Origin of the sequence: Rhodococcus sp. IEGM 1305 (assembly GCF_030058635.1) — a bacterium.
GTDB classification, from domain to species: Bacteria; Actinomycetota; Actinomycetes; order Mycobacteriales; family Mycobacteriaceae; genus Rhodococcus_F; species Rhodococcus_F opacus_D.
The window spans coordinates 86,022-105,120 of the sequence record NZ_JASHKX010000008.1 but is presented as its reverse complement, the minus strand read 5'-3'; the positions used below and the strand labels follow the sequence as shown (position 1 = coordinate 105,120).

Below are 19,099 nucleotides of genomic sequence, written 5' to 3'. Positions count from 1 at the left end.
GCCCGTCGAGTCGCCGGGCCAGGGCCGCGACGGTGGGGGCGTCGAACACGTCGCGGATGGCGACGCGTGTCTCCGTCGCGACCCCGATGCGGGTGCTGAGCTTGGTGGCGGACAGGGAGTTGCCGCCGAGTTCGAAGAAGTTGTCGTCGACACCGACCCGGGGGACGCCGAGGAGTTCGGCGAAGATTCCGGCGACGATGCGTTCCGACTCGGTGCGTGGCGCCGTGTACTCCGCCTTCACGGTGAACACCGGCGCGGGCAACGCGTTCTGGTCGACCTTCCCGTTCGGTGTCAGCGGTAGTTCCGCCAGCGTGATCAGCAGCGACGGAATCATGTAGGAGGGCAGGCTGCCCGCCGCCTCGGCGAGGACGGCGTCCCGGTCCAGTGTGCTTCCGCGCCGCGGCACCACGTACCCGACGAGGTGATCGCCGGTGTGCGGGTCCGAATGCGGGACGACGATCGCCTGGTCCACGTCTTCGTGCCGAAGCAGTGCCGACACGATTTCGCCGAGTTCGATACGGAATCCGCGGACCTTCACCTGGAAGTCGGTGCGCCCGAGGTACTCGAGCCGGCCGTCCGCGTTCCAGCGGACGAGGTCGCCGGTGCGGTACAGGCGCGCGCCCGACGTGGAGAAGGGGTCGGCGACGAACCGTTCGGCGGTGAGGTCGGGGCGGCCCAGGTATCCGCGGGCGAGCTGGACTCCACCGAGGTACAGCTCTCCCGCGACACCGACCGGAACCGGACGCAGGCGGCCGTCGAGGACGAGGGTGCTGGTGTTCCAGACGGGCAGACCGATCGGGACGGTGTCGGAGTTGTCGGACCGCGCCGCGAAGAAGGTGGTGGTCACCGCCGCCTCGGTGGGTCCGTACGTGTTGTCGATTTCCGCGGGATGGGACGCCCGGAAGTCGTCGATCGTCTCCGGCGACACTGCTTCGCCACCGACCAGCACGTGCCGCAGCGCCGGCAGGTCGTCGAGCCCGGGGCCGGACGTCACGGCCGCCAGCATCGCCGGCACGAAGTGCACGACGGTGACGCCGTGTGCGCGGAGGACGCCCGAGAGGTATTCGGGGTCGCGGTGCCCGTCGGGTTCGGCGACGACGAGCCGCGCGCCGGAGACGAGCGGCGCGAAGCACTCCCACACCGACACGTCGAACGTCACCGGGGTCTTGAACAGCATGGTGTCGGCGGTGCTCAGCGCGTACTGCGCACGCAGCCACTCGAGTTGCGCCGCGATCGCCGCATGGGAGACGGCGACCCCCTTGGGTCGTCCCGTGGAACCGGACGTGAAGAGGACGTACGCCGTGTTGTCCGGGCGCAGCGGTGCGACGCGTTCGTCGTCGCGGATCGGCTCCCCACCGAACTCTGCCGGGTCCGGGTCTGCGGGGACGATCGCCCGCACCCCGTACCGTGTCGTCCCGGTTTGTGTGAGCAACGCGCTGCTCGTGAGCACCGCGGACGCGCCGGACTGTTCGACGATGTCGCTGTTGCGCTGCGCCGGTTGACCGGGCTCGAGTGGGGTGTAGGTGCCGCCTGCCCTCACCACGGCGTGGACGGCGACGAGCAGGTCGAGCGACCGCGGGATATCCACCGCCACGACGACGTCGGGTCCCACGCCGTCGCCGATGAGCCTGCGCGCGAGGCGGTTCGCCCGAGCATCGAACTCGGCGTAGGTCAGTGCCGTGTCGCGCCAGAGCACCGCGGGGGCGTCCGGTGTGGTCCGTGCCTGGTCGTCGAGGAGACCGACGAGGGTGCGCTGCGCCGTGTCCCGGGTCGCGCCGTGTGACAGGGCGAGCAGACCCAGCCGGGCTTCGTCGCCGAGCAGGTCGAGGTCGCCGACCGTGGTTCGGGGATCGCGGGTCAGTCCGGTGAGGACCCGGAGGAAGGACTCGCCGATCCGCAGTGCGGTGTCCTCGTCGAAGAGGTCCTTGGCGTAGCCGAGTTCGAGATCGAGACCGGTCGGGTTCCCTTCCTCGTCGTGGCGTTCGCCGAGCACGAAGTTGAGATCGAACTTGGCGATCGGCGATTCGATCTCGAGTGCGGACACCTCCAGTCCCGGCAGTTCGAGTGTCGGGGTCTGCAGGTTCTGCAGTGCGAGCGCCACCTGGAACAGCGGGTGGAACGCGGTGGAACGGGTCGGGTTGATCGCGTCGACCAGCTGCTCGAACGGCACGTCGACGTGGGAGAACGCCTCGAGGTCGACGCGCCGGACCTGCTCGAGCAGTTCGGCGCCCGTCGATTCCGGTTGCACGTCGGTGCGCAGCACCAGGGTGTTGACGAACATGCCGACGAGTCCGTCGAGGGACTGCTCCCCGCGACCCGCGACGGATGTTCCGATGGCGACGTCCGGGCCGGCCCCGATCCGCGACAGGAGCGCCGCGAGCGCGGTGTGGACGACCATGAACAGGCTGGCGTGGTGGGTGCGCGCCACGTCCAGCAGTCGCAGGTGGCTGTCGCCGCCCAGGGCCAGTCGTACCGTGCCGCCGAGGTTCGACGGAGCGGGCGGTCGGGGGCGGTCGGTGGGTAGTTCCACCTGATCCGGCAGACCCGCGAGTGTTCGCTTCCAGTAGGCGATCTGGCCGGCGGCCAGCGACTGCGGATCGTGCTCGTCGCCCAGCAGTTGACGCTGCCACACGGCGTAGTCCGCGTACTGCACCGGCAAGGCGTTCCAGGCCGGGGCGTCACCGGCGGTCCGGGCCGCGTAGGACGTCATGACATCGGAGGCGAGGGGGATGAACGACCAGCCGTCCGCCGAGATGTGGTGGACGACGAACAGCAGGATGTGCTCCGAGCGGCTCTCGCGGAACAGGTGAACCCGCAGCGGGATGTCGGTGGTGACGTCGAACCCGGCGGACGCGTGCCGCAGGATCGCACCGCTGAGGTCTTCACCGGACAGGCGTGACGGCGTCAGATCGAGGGAGATCGACTCCACCGGGACGATCACCTGATGCGCCCCGGTCTCGGTCGCCGGGTAGACGGTGCGCAGCGCCTCGTGCCGCTCGAGGACGTCGCCGAGCGCCGCACGCAGGGTCGCGACATCGATCCTGCCGGACATGCGCAGCGCGAGCGGGATGTTGTACGCGGCCGAGGAGGTGTCGAACTGGTTGAGGAACCACATGCGTTGCTGTGCCGGCGACAGCGGGATCGTCGCGGGCCGCTCACCGGCGACGAGGGCCGGCCGCTCGATCGTCGTCTCGGACAGCGCGGCGATCGCGAGTTCGCGGACGGTGGGGTTATCGAACAGGGTGCGGACGGAGATGCGTGTTCCCAGCGCCGCACCGACCCGGGAGACGACCTGGGTGGCGGACAGCGAGTTGCCGCCGAGGTCGAAGAAGTTGTCGTCCAGCCCGATCGACGGCTCCCCCACCACGTCGGCGAAGACGGCGGCGATCGCCTGCTCGGCCGGGGTCTGCGGCGCCGTGAACTCATTGCGGCGCGCGAAGACGGGGGTGGGGAGGGCGTTGCGGTCCAGTTTCCCCGCCGGGGTCAGCGGCAACGACTCCAACACCATGATCGCCGACGGCACCATATACCCCGGCAACCGCTCCCCCACGAACTCCGCGAGCGCCCGGGTTTCGACGTCAGTTCCAGGCGCCGAAAGCACATACGACACCAGCCGACTACTCCCACCCCCGTCGTCGAACCCGACCGTGTGCGCGAACTCCACCACCGGATGCGCCGCCAACACCGCATCGATCTCACCCAACTCGATCCGGAACCCCCGAATCTTCACCTGAAAATCACTACGCCCCAAAAACTCCAAAACCCAGGTGCCGTCCGGGGCGGCCACCCACCGCACCACATCACCCGTGCGATACATCCGCCCACCCGCACCGAACGGACACGCCACGAACCGCCCCGCCGTCAACCCCGCCCGATGCACATACCCGCGCGCCAAACTGGACCCGAGAACGTAGAGTTCGCCGCGCACCCCGGCCGGGACCGGACGCAACCGGTGGTCGAGGACGACGAGGTCGACACCCACCGTCGGCGACCCGATACTCACCGGCTGCCCAGGCACCAACGGACCGGTCGCCGACGACATGATCGTCGTCTCACTCGGACCATACGCATTGACCATCACCCGGCCCGGCGCCCACCGCGCCACCAACTCCGGCGGACACACATCACCCGCCACCACCACCGTCCGCAGACCGTCCAGACCACGGTGATCGAGCGACGCCAACGACGCCGGCGTACAGAACGCATGCGACACCCCGTGTTCGGCAAGGAACTCCGCCAACTCCGAGCCACCGAAAATCGTGGTCGGCGCCACCACCAGCGTCGCCCCCGCACACACCGCCATCACCAACTCGAACACCGACGCATCGAAACTCGGCGACGCGAAATGCAACACCCGCGACCCCACGGACACGCCGAGGCGAGCCCGCTCATCCGCCGCCAGATTCACCACACCCCGATGCGTGACCGCCACACCCTTCGGCCGACCCGTCGACCCCGACGTATAAATCACATACGCCGGATGATCCACCGACAACACACCCGTGCGGTCCGAATCATCCAGGGGCTCCGAGGAGTACGAGGCCAGACCCTCGACCACTGCGTCGTCGTCGAGGACGATCCAGTGCGTGCCCTCCGGCAGACCATCCCGCAACGCGGCCGTCGTCACACCGATCGGCGCACCACAATCCTCCAGCATGAACGCGATCCGGTCAGCCGGATAACTCGGATCCACCGGAACGAACGCCGCCCCCGCCTTCGCCACCGCCCACACACTCGACACGGACTCGACCGACCGCGGCAAGGCCAACGCCACGGAAACCTCCGGGCCGACCTGCATGTCGGCGAGCAGTCGCGCCAGGCGGTTCGATTCTGCGTCCAACTCCCGGTACGTGAGCGTGCGGGTGGCGCCCGCGGACGCACCGAGCACTGTCGGGGCGACGAGCGCGTCACCGTCCGGGTTGCTGCGCACCGCGCCGGCCAGCAGATCCGGCACGGTGACGGGTGCGAATCCGGGCCTGCCCGCTGCCGGGACGAGAGCTGCCCGTTCGGTGTCGTCGAGCAGGTCGAGATCACCGACGGCGGTGCCCGGGTCGGAGACCACGGCCTCGAGAATCCGCTGCAGCCGCCACGCGAAGTCGCGGACGGTGGACTCGTCGAACAGGTCGGTGGCGTAGGTGATTTCGGCACGGATCCCGGACGGCGCACCGCTGTCGTCCAGATTCTCGCCCAACGTCAGCTGCAGATCGATCTTGGCGACCCCCGGGTCCACGTCTTCGACGCCGATCCGCAATCCCGGCAGTTCGTACTCGTCCGCCTGTCCCGGGTTCATCGACAGCGCAACCTGGTAGATCGGGTGATGGGCCGGGGTGCGCGCCGGGGCGAGCACGTCGACCAGCCGCTCGAACGGGACGTCCGCGTGGGCGAACGCTGCGAGGTCGGTGTCGCGCACCGTGTGCAGCAACTCGACGAAGCTGTTTCCGCTGCGCACCGCTGTGCGCAGGACGAGGGTGTTGACGAACATGCCGACCAGGTCGTCGAGAGCGCGTTCGCCGCGTCCGGCGATCGGGGTGCCGATCGCGACGTCGTCGGTGGCCGACAGACGGCCCAGGAGCAGCGCGAACGCGGCGTGGGCCACCATGAATGTGGTGGCCCCGTGTTCCCGGGCCAGACGCTGAATGCCGCGGTGGGTTTCGGGATCGATGCTGAAGCCCACCGATTGCCCGGCGAACGTCGGCTGAGCCGGACGCGGCCGGTCGAACGGCAGGCGCAGTTCGTCGGGCGCGCCGTCGAGTGTTCGCGTCCAGTATCCGAGTTGGGTGGTCATGACGGATTCGGCGTCGTCCTCGCTGCCGAGCACCTCCCGCTGCCACACGCTGAAGTCGGCGTACTGGACCTCGAGCGGAGCCCACTGGGGGGCGTGCCCCTGCGCACGGGCCGCGTAGGCAACCATGACGTCGCGGCCCAGTGGTCCGAAAGACCAGCCGTCGGCCGCGATGTGGTGCAACGAGATCGCCAGGACATGCTCGGTGGGCGCCGTGCGGAACAGCGTGGCCCGTACCGGTGTCTCCGCGGTGACGTCGAATCCGCGGGACGCGAACGCCACCATTCGGCCGGGGAGGTCGGTCTCGGTGACGTCGACCGGCCGCAGTGTCACGGAGACGTCGGGAGCGGGCAGCACGATCTGCTCGGGGCCACCCGCGCCGTCCGGGAACACCGTGCGCAGCGACTCGTGACGTTCGACGACGTCGTCGAACGCCGCCGCCAACGCCGCGGTGTCGATCGCGCCGGACAGCCGCACCGCGAACGGCAGGTTGTAGGCCGGGGAGTCGGCGTCGAACTGGTTGAGGAACCACATGCGCTGCTGCGCGAGCGACAGCGGGATGCGTGCGGGCCGGGTCACTGCGGTCAGGGCCGGGCGCACCGCACTCGTGGTGGAGTCGATGCGCAACGCCAGTGCGGCCACGGTGGGCGCATCGAACACGTCGCGAACCGACAACCGGGTTCCGGTCGCCTCGGTGATGCGCGCGGTCACCCGGGTGACGGACAGCGAGTTGCCGCCGAGGTCGAAGAAACTGTCGTGCACACCGATCCGGCCGGCGTCGAGCACGTCGGAGAACACGTCCGCGAGCTTCTGCTCCACGTCGTTGCGGGGTGCCACGTATTCGGTTGTATTCGAAACGAATTCGGGTGCCGGGAGGGCCTTGCGGTCCAGTTTCCCGCTCGTGTTCAGCGGGAACTCGTCGAGCAACACCGTCGCCGACGGCAGCATGTACGCCGGAAGCGCACCCGCTGCGTGCCGGCGCAGGTCCGCGGCATCGACAGCGCGACCCGCCGCGGGAACCACATACGCCACCAAATGATCACCCGTCGAGGCATCCGAATAGACGACAACAGCAGCACCGGTCACATCCGGATGCGACCGCAACACCGCCTCGATCTCACCCAACTCGATCCGCTGACCACGGAACTTCACCTGGAAATCGGTACGCCCGATGTACTCGAGCACCCCGTCCCCCCGGCGCCGCACCAGATCACCCGTCCGGTACATCCGCGCCCCGGCACCACCGAACGGATTCGCCACAAACCGGTCCGACGTCAAATCCGCCCGGCCCAAATACCCCCGCGCCAACTGGATGCCACCGAGATACAGCTCCCCCGGCACCCCCACCGGAACCGGATGCAACCGCGAATCCAGCACGTACGCCTGGGTGTTCCACTCCGGCACACCGATCGGCACCGTCACCTCGTCGGCGTCCGACGTCTCCCAGTACGTCACCGACACCGCGGCCTCCGTCGGCCCGTACAGATTGTGCAACCCCGCAGACGACATTTCCCCAAACCGCACCACCGTCTCCGGCGGCAACGCCTCACCGATCACGAACACGTGCCGCAAACTCGAACACGACCCGGCCGGTACCGACGCAACGAACACATCCAGCATCGACGGCACGAAATCGGTCACCGTCACCCCGTACTCGTCGATCACCTCCGCCAGATACACCGGATCCCGGTGCCCGTCCGGAGTGGCCAGCACCATGGTGGCGCCGACCTGCAACGGCCAGAAGAACCCCCACACCGACACGTCGAACGTCGTCGCCGTCTTCTGCAACAACACATCCCGCTCGGTCAGCCCGTACTCCGACTGCATCCACACCAACTGGTTCACGATGCCCGCGTGCGGCACCGCCACACCCTTCGGCTTACCCGTCGACCCCGACGTGTAGATCACGTAGGCGGTGTTGTCCGCGCGCAGCGGAGCGATCCGGTCGGCATCGGTGACGCGCGCGCCGGAGAAGTCGGTCAGGTCCAGCGCGTCGACCTCGATCACCGGGAACGTGCCGGGAAGGGCGCCGCGATCGGCGGACGTGCTCAGCACACACACCGGCTGCGCCGAGTCGAGCACGTACCCGATGCGATCGACCGGGTGATCGGGGTCGACGGGCACGTAGGCGCCACCCGCCTTGACGACGGCGTACATTCCCACCACGAGGTCCAGCGAGCGCCGTATCGCCAGCACCACCCGCGATTCGGGCCCCACACCGCAGGACACGAGATACCGGGAGAGTCGATTCGCCCGCTCGTCGAGCTCGGCGTACGTCAGGGAGGCGCTGTCGAAGACCAGGGCTGTCGCGCCGGGAGCGCGCGCCACCTGTGCGTCGAACAGATCCGGCAGGGTGGCGACGGGAACGTCGTGGTCGGTCGAGTTCCACTGCGTCAGTGCGGCGTTCTCGTCGGCGTCGAGCAGTTCGATGTCGCCGACACGCGTGCTCGCGTCCGTGGTGACGGCATCGAGGATCGCGCTGAATCGGGCGGCGATGAAGGCAGCCGTGTCCTCGTCGAACAGGTCCGCCGCATACGTCAACTGTGCGGTGATCCCGCCCGGGTTGCCGTCGGCGTCGAACCGCTCGACGAGGGTGAAGTGGAGATCGAATTTCGCGACGTCGATGTCGGTGTCGAGTCCGCGCAGTGTGAGTCCGTCGAGTTCGAGTGTGGTCTGCGCGAGGTTCTGGAACGTGAGCATCACCTGGAACAACGGGTGCCGGGAAGCGTGCCGGGTGGGGCTGAGCACCTCCACCAGCCGTTCGAACGGCACGTCGGCGTGGGAGAACGCCGCGAGATCCGCGTCCCGGACATGGTCGAGCAGGTCGGTGAATGCCGAACCCGGATCGACGGGGGTCCGCAGGGTCACGGTGTTGACGAACATGCCGATCAAATCGTCGAGTTCGCGTTCGCCGCGGCCCGCGACGGGAGTGCCGATGGTGACGTCCGGGGAGGCGCTGAGACGCCCGAGCAGGACGGCGAGCGCGGTGTGCACGACCATGAACAGCGTGGCCCGCCGGGACTGTGCGAGCGCGGCCAGCGCGCGGTGCGTCGACGCGTCGACGGCGAAGTCGACGTGCCGACCGCGGTAGGACTGTTCCGCGCGTCGCGGCCGGTCCGTCGGGAGATCCAGCTCCTCGGGAACACCCGCCAGGGTGTTCGTCCAGAAGTCGAGTTGCCGGGCCGCGAGAGAGTCGGGGTCGGATTCCTCGCCGAGCAGGTCGCGTTGCCACAGGGCGTAATCGGCGTACTGCACGGGAAGCGCCGTCCAGGTGGGGCGCTCTCCCCGTGTGCGGGCCGCGTACGCGATCATCACGTCGCGCACCATCGGTGCCATCGACCAGCCGTCGCCGGAGATGTGGTGCACCACCAGTGCCAGCACGTGGTCGTCGGCGCCCAGCCGGATCAGCGTGACGCGGACGGGCAGGTCGGTCGTGACGTCGAAACCGGTGGTGAAGAATCGTCCGAGGACGGTCTCCAGTTCGTCCTCACCAACGGCCGCGACGGACAGGGTCGGGCGTGCGTCGGCGGTGTCGCGCACGACCTGGTGCGGACCGGTCGCCGAATCCGGGAACACCGTGCGCAGCGTTTCGTGGCGTTCGATCAGGTCTGCGATGGCCGCCTCGAGTGCCGCCCGGTCGAGTGCCCCGGTGAACCGCACCGCGAACGGCAGGTTGTATGCCGGGGACGACGGGTCGAACTGGTTGAGGAACCACATCCGCTGCTGGGCCGGCGACAACGGAATCTGCGCCGGCCGTTCCCGCCGGGTCAGTGCCGGTCGGGTGTCCGCACCGTGCGACTGCGACAGTCGGGCCGCGAGTTCCGCGACGGTCGGCGACTCGAACAGGTCCCGCACCGCGAGCGGCACGTCGAGTTCGCTGCGGATCCGGGACACCAGCTGGGTGGCGATCAGCGAGTTGCCGCCGAGGTCGAAGAAACTGTCGTGGACGCTCACCCGGTCGAGTCCGAGTACCGTGCCGAACACCGCGGCGACGGAGTGCTCGACGCTCGTGGACGGTGCGATGTATTCACCCGCAGCCGAGGAGAACTCCGGTGCGGGGAGGGCCTTGCGGTCCAGTTTCCCGCTCGTGTTCAGCGGGAACTCGTCGAGCAACACCGTCGCCGACGGCAGCATGTACGCCGGAAGCGCACCCGCTGCGTGCCGGCGCAGGTCCGCGGCGTCGACAGTGCGACCGGACGCGGGAACCACATACGCCACCAGATGATCACCCGTCGAGGCATCCGAATAGACGACAACAGCAGCACCGGTCACATCCGGATGCGACCGCAACACCGCCTCGATCTCACCCAACTCGATCCGCTGACCACGGAACTTCACCTGGAAATCGGTACGCCCGATGTACTCGAGCACCCCGTCCCCCCGGCGCCGCACCAGATCACCCGTCCGGTACATCCGCAACCCGGCACCACCGAACGGATTCGCCACAAACCGGTCCGACGTCAAATCCGCCCGGCCCAAATACCCCCGCGCCAACTGGATGCCACCGAGATACAGCTCCCCCGGCACCCCCACCGGAACCGGATGCAACCGCGAATCCAGCACGTACGCCTGGGTGTTCCACTCCGGCACACCGATCGGCACCGTCACCTCGTCGGCGTCCGACGTCTCCCAGTACGTCACCGACACCGCGGCCTCCGTCGGCCCGTACAGATTGTGCAACCCCGCAGACGACACGGTACGGAACCGACTCGCGGTTTCCGGGGGAAGCGCCTCGCCGATCACGAACACGTGCCGCAAACTCGAACACGACCCGGCCGGTACCGACGCAACGAACACATCCAGCATCGACGGCACGAAATCGGTCACCGTCACCCCGTACTCGTCGATCACCTCCGCCAGATACACCGGATCCCGGTGCCCGTCCGGAGTGGCCAGCACCATGGTGGCGCCGACCTGCAACGGCCAGAAGAACCCCCACACCGACACGTCGAACGTCGTCGCCGTCTTCTGCAACAACACATCCCGCTCGGTCAGCCCGTACTCCGACTGCATCCACACCAACTGGTTCACGATGCCCGCGTGCGGCACCGCCACACCCTTCGGCTTACCCGTCGACCCAGACGTGTAGATCACGTAGGCGGTGTTGTCCGCGCGCAGCGGAGCGATCCGGTCGGCGTCGGTGACGCGCGCGCCGGAGAAGTCGGTCAGGTCCAGCGCGTCGATGGTGACCACGTCGACGCCGGACGGAAGTGCGGGCTGATCCGCGGTCGTGGTCAGGACGCGGACCGGCGCGGCGGACTGCAGCACGTACCCGATGCGGTCGACCGGGTGATCGGGGTCGACGGGCACGTAGGCACCACCCGCCTTGACGACGGCGTACATTCCCACCACGAGGTCCAGCGAGCGCCGCATCGCCAGCACCACCCGCGATTCGGGCCCCACACCGCACGACACGAGATACCGCGCCAACCGGTTCACCCGAGCATCGAACTCCGCATACGTCAGCGCAGCGCCCTCGAACACCACCGCCGTCGCACCCGGCGTCCGCGCCACCTGTGCGTCGAACAGATCCGGCAGGGTGGCGACGGGAACGTCGTGGTCCGTGGCGTTCCACCCGGCCAGTTCCCGGAGGCGCGCGGCGGGGTCCGCGACCGCGATGTCGCCGACCGGCGTCTGCGGTGCAGCAGTCACAGCTTCGAGGATCCGGACGAACTGTGCGCCGAACGAGCGAATCGTGCTCTCGTCGAACAATTCGGTGGCGTAGTTGAACTCGGCGGCGATGGGGCCGGGCCTGCCATCGGCACCGTGAGTGTCGGTGAGGACGAGTTGCAGGTCGAACGCGGCGACGTCGGGGAGGATCGGCTCGCTCGACACCGACAGCCCGGGGAGTTCGAGGTGCGCGGGTGCATGGTTCTGGAAGAACAGCGCGACCTGGAACAGCGGGTGGTGGGCCGCCGTGCGGGTGGGGTTCAGGTGCTCCACGAGACGTTCGAACGGCACATCCGTGTGGGTGAACGCGGTGAGGTCCACGTCGCGGACCTGCTGCAGCAGTGCGGTGAACGACGATGCCGGGTCCACCTGTGCGCGGAGCACGAGGGTGTTGACGAACATTCCGACCAGGTCGTCGAGGTCGCGGTCGCCGCGGCCGGCGACGGGCGTGCCGATCGCGATGTCGGTGGTCGCGCTGAGCCTGCTGATCAGCACCGACAGGGCGGAGTGCGCGACCATGAACAGGGTGACGTTCTGGGTGCGGGCCAGGGTCAGCAGGCGTTGGTGCAGTTCCGCCGAGATCTCCCAGGACAGCGTCGCGCCGTGTTTCGACGCGACGGCGGGTCGGGGTCGGTCGGCGGGCAGGTCGATGCTGTCCGGCAGCCCGGCCAGCGCGGTTCCCCAGTAGGAGAGTTGGCGGGCGGCCCGGGAGTTCGGGTCGTCCTCCTCGCCGAGGAGTTCTCGTTGCCAGAGTGTGTAGTCGGCATACTGCACCGGCAGCGGCGTCCATTGGAGGTCGTGGCCGCCGCTGTGCGCGGCGTACGCCACCATCAGGTCGCGGGACAGTGGTGCGAAAGACCATCCATCGGCGGCGATGTGGTGCACCACCAGCGTCAGCACGTGTTCGTCGTCCCGTACGCGCACCAGTTGTGCGCGCACGGGAATCTCGGTTGTGACGTCGAAGCCGGTGAGGGCGAACGTCCGGATCGAGTTGTCGAGGTCGGCCTCCCGGGCCTCGACGACGGTGAGGCCGAGGTCGATGTCGGGGGCGTCGAGGATGCGCTGCCAGGGTCCGGTGTCGGAGCCGGGGAATACGGTGCGCAGCGATTCGTGCCGGTCCAGCAGGTCGCGGAGTGCGCGACCGAGTGCCGTGACGTCGAGGTCACCCGAGAACCGCACGGCAAGAGGCAGGTTGTAGACGGGGCTCGAGGTATCGAACTGGTTGAGGAACCACACCCGCTGCTGGGTGGGCGACAACGGCACCCGCGTAGGCCGCACCTGCGGAACCAGTGCGGGAGTCGAGGTGTGGGCGTCGCGGTCGACTTCGTCGAATCGTTGCGCGAGCCCGCCGACGGTCGGCGCATCGAAGACGTCGCGCAGCGCCACCGGGACGCCGAGCGCCGTGCGCAGTCGCGACACCAGTCGGGTGGCGACGAGGGAGTTGCCGCCGAGGTCGAAGAAGTGGTCGTGGACACCGGCCCGCTCGACCCCCAGGATGTCGGCGAACACACCGGCGACGATCTCCTCGGTGGGCGTCCGCGGCGCCAGGTAGTCGGTGGTTGCCGCGTCGAGGTCGGGTGCCGGCAGCGCTTTGCGGTCGAGTTTGCCGTTCACCGACAGCGGCAGGGTGTCCAGGTGCACGACGTGCGCCGGGATCATGTACGACGGCAGAATCGTGGCGAGGTGGTCGCGGAGATCGGTCGCCGCGACGTTCACGGCACCGACCGTGTAGGCGACGAGGGCCTCTTCGCCGAGGTCGTCGCGGTGCACCACCACCACCGCCTGCGACACATCCGAATGCGCCTCCAGCGCCGTCTCGATCTCCCCCAACTCGATCCGCTGCCCCCGCAACTTCACCTGGAAATCAGTACGCCCCACATACTCCAACACCCCATCCGCGCGGCGACGCACCAGATCCCCGGTCCGATACATCCGCCCACCCGCCACATACGGATTCGCCACGAACCGATCCGCCGACAGATCCGCCCGGTTCAGATACCCCCGCGCCAGCTGGACCCCCGCCAGATACAACTCCCCCGCCACCCCGTTCGGCACCGGATGCAACCGGGCATCGAGCACATGCAACTGCGTATTCCACACCGGACGCCCGATCGGCACCGTCACCGTGTCCGCCGCACCGGTCTCCCAGTACGTGACATCGACCGCCGCCTCCGTCGGACCGTACAAATTGTGCAGATCGGCACCACAGACCGCCCGGAATCGCGACACCTGCTCCGGCGTCAACGCCTCCCCCGAACAGAACACCAACCGCAACGAATCACACACCGCCACAGCAGATTCCGCGGTGAACACCGACAACATCGACGGCACGAAGTGCATCGTGGTGATGCGGTGCCGACGGATGAGAGTGGCGAGGTAGTCGGGGTCGCGGTGTCCGTCCGGTGCGGCGATCACCAGCGTGGCACCGACCTGCAGAGGCCAGAACAGCTCCCACACCGACACGTCGAACGTCACCGGAGTCTTCTGCATCACCGCGTCGTCGGAAGTCAGCGGGTACTCGTGCTGCATCCACAGCAGGCGGTTCACGATCGCGCCGTGGGTGACCGCAACACCCTTGGGCCGGCCCGTCGACCCGGACGTGAAGATCACATATGCCGGGTTGTCCACGGTAAGCGTGGTGGAGATCGGTGCCGGGTCCTCGTCGGGGAGGTCGAGCGTGTCGATGTGCAGCACCGGTGCCGCGGTGGCGAACGTGGTGTCGTCGGCGGCGCGTGTCAGCACGCACACCGGCTGCGCGGTGTCGAGCACGTATGCGGTGCGCTCGGCGGGGTGATCGGGATCGATCGGCAGGTAGGCGCCGCCGGCCTTCACGACGGCGTAGATCGCGACGAGCAGATCGATCGAACGGCGCATCCCGACCGCGACGACGGACTCCGGTCCCACTCCGCTTCCGATCAGGTAACGGGCGAGGCGGTCGGTGTGCTCGTCGAATTCGGCGTAGGTCAGCCATCGTTCCTCGAAGACCAGCGCCACGGCGTCGGGTGTGGCGGTGGCCTGGTCCGCGAACAACGACACCAGAGTGTCCGCGGGCACGGGGTGGTTCGTTGCGTTGGTCGCCGCGAAGGCGGACCGCTCGTCCGCGTCGAGCAGGTCGATGTCGCCGACGGCGACCGGCGGGTTGTCGACGACCACGTCGAAGAGCCGGCCGAATCGTTCGCCGATCGACACGGCGGTGTCCTCGTCGAACAGGTCTGTCGCGTAGGACAATTGCACGGCCAGACCGGCTGGTGCGCCGGTGGAGTCGAACTGCTCGACGACGGTGAGCTGCAGGTCGAACTTCGCCACGTGGACGTCGATCTCGGTTGCCTCGACCTCGAGTCCGTCGAGTTCCACCCGGGTGTTCGCGGTGTTCTGGAAGGTGAGCATCACCTGGAACAGCGGGTGGTGTGCCGACGACCGGGCGGGGCTGAGCACCTCCACGAGGCGCTCGAACGGGACGTCGCTGTGCTGGAACGCGGCGAGGTCGGCGTCGCGGGTCCGGGCGAGTACGTCACCGAACGTGTCGCCGGGGTCGACGGTCGTGCGGAGGACGAGTGTGTTGACGAACATGCCGACCAGGTGGTCGAGCGCCTCCTCGCCGCGTCCCGCGACGGGGGTGCCGATCACGATGTCCGATCCGGCGCCGAGACGGCGGAGCAGAACCGCCAGGGCGGCGTGCGTCACCATGAACGGCGTGGTGCCAGAGCTCTGGGCGAGATCGACGAGACGCCCGTGCACGTCGGCCGGGATCGTGAACTGCACACGCCCGCCCCGGTGGGACATCTCGGCGGGCCGCATCCGGTCGGTGGGCAGCTCGATCAGCTGCGGCACGCCGGCGAGCGCTGCCTGCCAGTGGGCGATCTGCCTGGCGGACAGGCTGTTCGGGTCGTCTTCCGAACCCAGTAGATCCCGCTGCCAGAGGCTGTAGTCGGCGTACTGCACCGGAAGCGGCGCCCAGGTGGGTGCGTGACCGGCGGCGCGCGCCGCGTACGCGACCATCACGTCGGCAGCCAGCGGCGTCATCGACCAGCCGTCGGCGGCGATGTGGTGGACGACGAGGACGAGGATGTGCCGGTCGGGTGCCTCCCGGAACAGGCCGGCGCGCAGCGGTCTGTCGGTGGTGAGGTCGAATCCGGTGCCGCCGAGGGTCGTCATCGCGGCGGTGAGCGAATTTGCGTCGACGTCGATGGGATCGTCGCCGGCCAGCACGCTCACGACGGACGCGACCAGCTGGTGGGGTCCGTCGGGGCTGTCGGGGAAGACGGTGCGCAGCGCCTCGTGACGCTCCTGGACGTCGTCGATCGCCCCGAGCAGGGCGTCGCGGTCGAGTGCGCCGGTGAGTCTCAGCGCGATCGGCAGGTTGTAGGCGGGCGATGCCGTGTCGAACTGGTTGAGGAACCACATGCGTTGCTGCGCAACGGAGAGGGGCACCCGGTCGGGCCGTTGCCGAGCCTCCAGTACCGGACGCGAGTCGGCCTGCGCGCCGGTGTTCGCCGCCGCGACCGCCAGCTGCGACACCGACGGCGATTGGAAGAGGTCCCGGACCCCGATCCGCGCACCGAGGGCGGTGTTCATTCGGGACACGACCTGGGTGGCCATCAGTGAGTTGCCGCCGAGTTCGAAGAAGCTGGTGTCGACGCTCAGTTCGGACAGGCCGAGGACGTCGCGGAAGATCCCGAGGAGGATCTCCTCCGTGACCGTTCTGGGTTGCACAATCTCGGCCGAGTGTGCCGCGAATACCGGTGTGGGCAGGGCGTTGCGGTCCAGTTTCCCCGCCGGGGTCAGCGGCAACGACTCCAACACCATGATCGCCGACGGCACCATATACCCCGGCAACCGCTGCCCGACGAACTCGGCGAGCGCCCGGGTTTCGACGTCAGTTCCAGGCGCCGAAAGCACGTACGACACCAGCCGGCTGCTGCCACTCCCGTCGTCATGGCCGACCGTGTGGGCGAACTCCACCACCGGATGCGCGGTCAGCGCGGCGTCGATCTCACCCAACTCGATCCGGAACCCCCGGATCTTCACCTGAAAATCACTACGCCCCAAAAACTCCAAAACCCAGGTGCCGTCCGGGGCGGCCACCCACCGCACCACATCACCCGTGCGATACATCCGCCCACCCGCACCGAACGGACACGCCACGAACCGCCCCGCCGTCAACCCCGCCCGATGCACATACCCGCGCGCCAAACTGGAACCCAGGACATACAGCTCCCCCCGCACCCCGACCGGAACCGGACGCAACCGCTGATCCAGCACCACCAGATCCACACCCACCGACGGCGACCCGATACTCACCGACCGCCCAGGCACCAACGGACCGGTCGCCGACGACATGATCGTCGTCTCACTCGGACCGTACGCATTGACCATCACCCGGCCCGGCGCCCACCGCGACACCAACTCCGGCGGACACACATCACCCGCCACCACCACCGTCTTCAGACGGTCCAGACCACGGTGATCGAGCGACGCCAACGCCGCCGGCGTGCAAAACGCATGCGACACCCCATGTTCGGCCATCAGCTCCGCCAACTCCGAGCCACCGAAAATCGTGGTCGGCGCCACCACCAGCGTCGCCCCCGCACACACCGCCATCACCAACTCGAACACCGACGCATCGAAACTCGGCGACGCAAAATGCAACACCCGCGACCCCACGGACACGCCGAGCCGATCCCGCTCATCCGCCGCCAGATTCACCACACCCCGATGCGTGACCGCCACACCCTTCGGCCGACCCGTCGACCCCGACGTATAAATCACATACGCCGGATGATCCACCGACAACGCCCGCGTCCGATCGGCGTCCGTAACCGCATCCGCCGGATACGCCGCCGCGGTCGCCCGAAACTCGTCGTCGTCGAGGACGATCCAGTGCGTGCCCTCCGGCAGACCATCCCGCAACGCGGCCGTCGTCACACCGATCGGCGCACCACAATCCTCCAGCATGAACGCGATCCGGTCAGCCGGATAACTCGGATCCACCGGAACGAACGCCGCCCCCGCCTTCGCCACCGCCCAGACACTGGACACGGACTCGACCGACCGCGGCAGCGCCAACGCGACGGAAACCTCGGGACCGACCTGGAGGTCGATCAGGAGACGCGCGAGCCGGTTCGACATCTCGTCCAGTGCGCGGTAGCTCAGGGCGACGGCGGACGTCCCGTGCCCGGGTGCGACGAGGGCATCCCCGTCCGGGTTGCTGCGGACGGCGCCGGCCAGCAGGTCCGGCAGCGTGACGGGTGCGAATCCGGCGCGCCCGGTGGCGGGCACCAGACTGCGGCGTTCGTCGTCGTCGAGGATCTCGAGGTCGCCGATCCGTCGCGGTCCGTCGGTGTCGGAGGTGAGGAATGCGCCGAGGAACCGGCTGAAGCGAGCGTGATGGGCGGCGAGGGTGTCTGCGGAGTACAGGTCGGGGTTGGCTTCGAGGTCCAGGTTGAGGCTGGTGCCGGCGACCCCGTGATAGACGTTGACGGCGAGGTCGGTGATGGGGCCGGTCGACAGCAGTTCGAGTCGGCCGACGATGCTGCCGAGGGTGATCTCGTTGTGGAACAGCATGACGTTGATCAGTGGGCCGTAGAAGCCCTGATCATCGGTGGCGGCGTCGCGTCGGATATCGATGTGCGGGTACCGCTGGTGCCGGAGCGCCGCGGTGACTTCCAGCCGGACCGCCGACACCAGATCCGTGTTCGTCATGTCCGGGCGCACGTGCAAGCGCAGCGGGACGACGTTGGACACCATGCCGCCGGAGCGGCGGAGCAGCGCGGTGGTGCGGGCGGTGACGGGCAGGCTGACCGCGACCTCCTCGCGTCCGGTCATCCGGGAGAGGTACGCGGCGAAGGCGGCGATGATTTCGAATGCGGTCGACGAGTCGTGGCGGTCCGTCGCGGCCTCGAGGTGGTCGGCGAGGGCGTCGGGGATCTGGCCGCCCGTCGTGCGGCTCCGTGCCCGTGCGGGGGCGGTCCGGTCGACGAGGCTGTGCGGTTCGCCGATGGTGGATACCCGCTCGGACCAGTACTCCCGGTCGGCGCGGTAGCGCGACGACGTCCGGTAGTCGTCGTCGACCCGGGCGACGTCGGTGAGTGCGGCGGCCTTGGACGGCCCGGCGGTGCGCCCCTCGACGGCCGCGGTGTACAGCTCCGCGGTCCGGTCGACGAGTGTCACCGATCCCATGCCGTCGAGCGCGACGTGGTGGACCCGGCTGTACCAGTAGTGGCGATCCGGCCCGATGCACAGCAGCGCCGAGGTCGTGAGCCGATCGCGGCACACGTCGAGCGGGGCGGTGTACTCCTGCCGCATCCACTCCGTGGCCGCGGCCCGCGGATCGGGCTCGTGCTGCAGGTCGACGAACCGGACCGATGCTTCCAGGGTGGGATCGACCAGCTGATAGGGAACTCCGTCGACTTCGACGAGGCGGAGGAATGCGGAGCCGAGTTCGCGGCCCGCGGTGATCATCGACTCCGACAGCAGCGGTACGTCGAGTGCACCCACCAGTTCGACGCACTGCGCGATGGTGACGGGTACGTCGGGACCGAGTTGCTGGGCGAACCACATGCCCTGCTGAGCGGCGGAGAGCGGGAATGCACCGTCCGGAATGCGACCCTCGGTGGTCACGTCACCACTCGGCACAGCTTCGACCAC

Annotated in this window: 1 protein-coding gene (running past one end of the window); it reads right to left on the bottom strand. The window is 68.6% G+C overall.

Features of this window, described 5'->3' with window-relative positions:
- On the bottom strand, positions 1-19,099 hold the 5' portion of the coding sequence (locus QM693_RS15445) for a non-ribosomal peptide synthase/polyketide synthase (protein ID WP_283352790.1). It extends 10,442 nt beyond the left edge of the window; 19,099 of the gene's 29,541 nt are visible here — the first part of the coding sequence; its start codon is at positions 19,097-19,099; its stop codon lies off the left edge, out of view.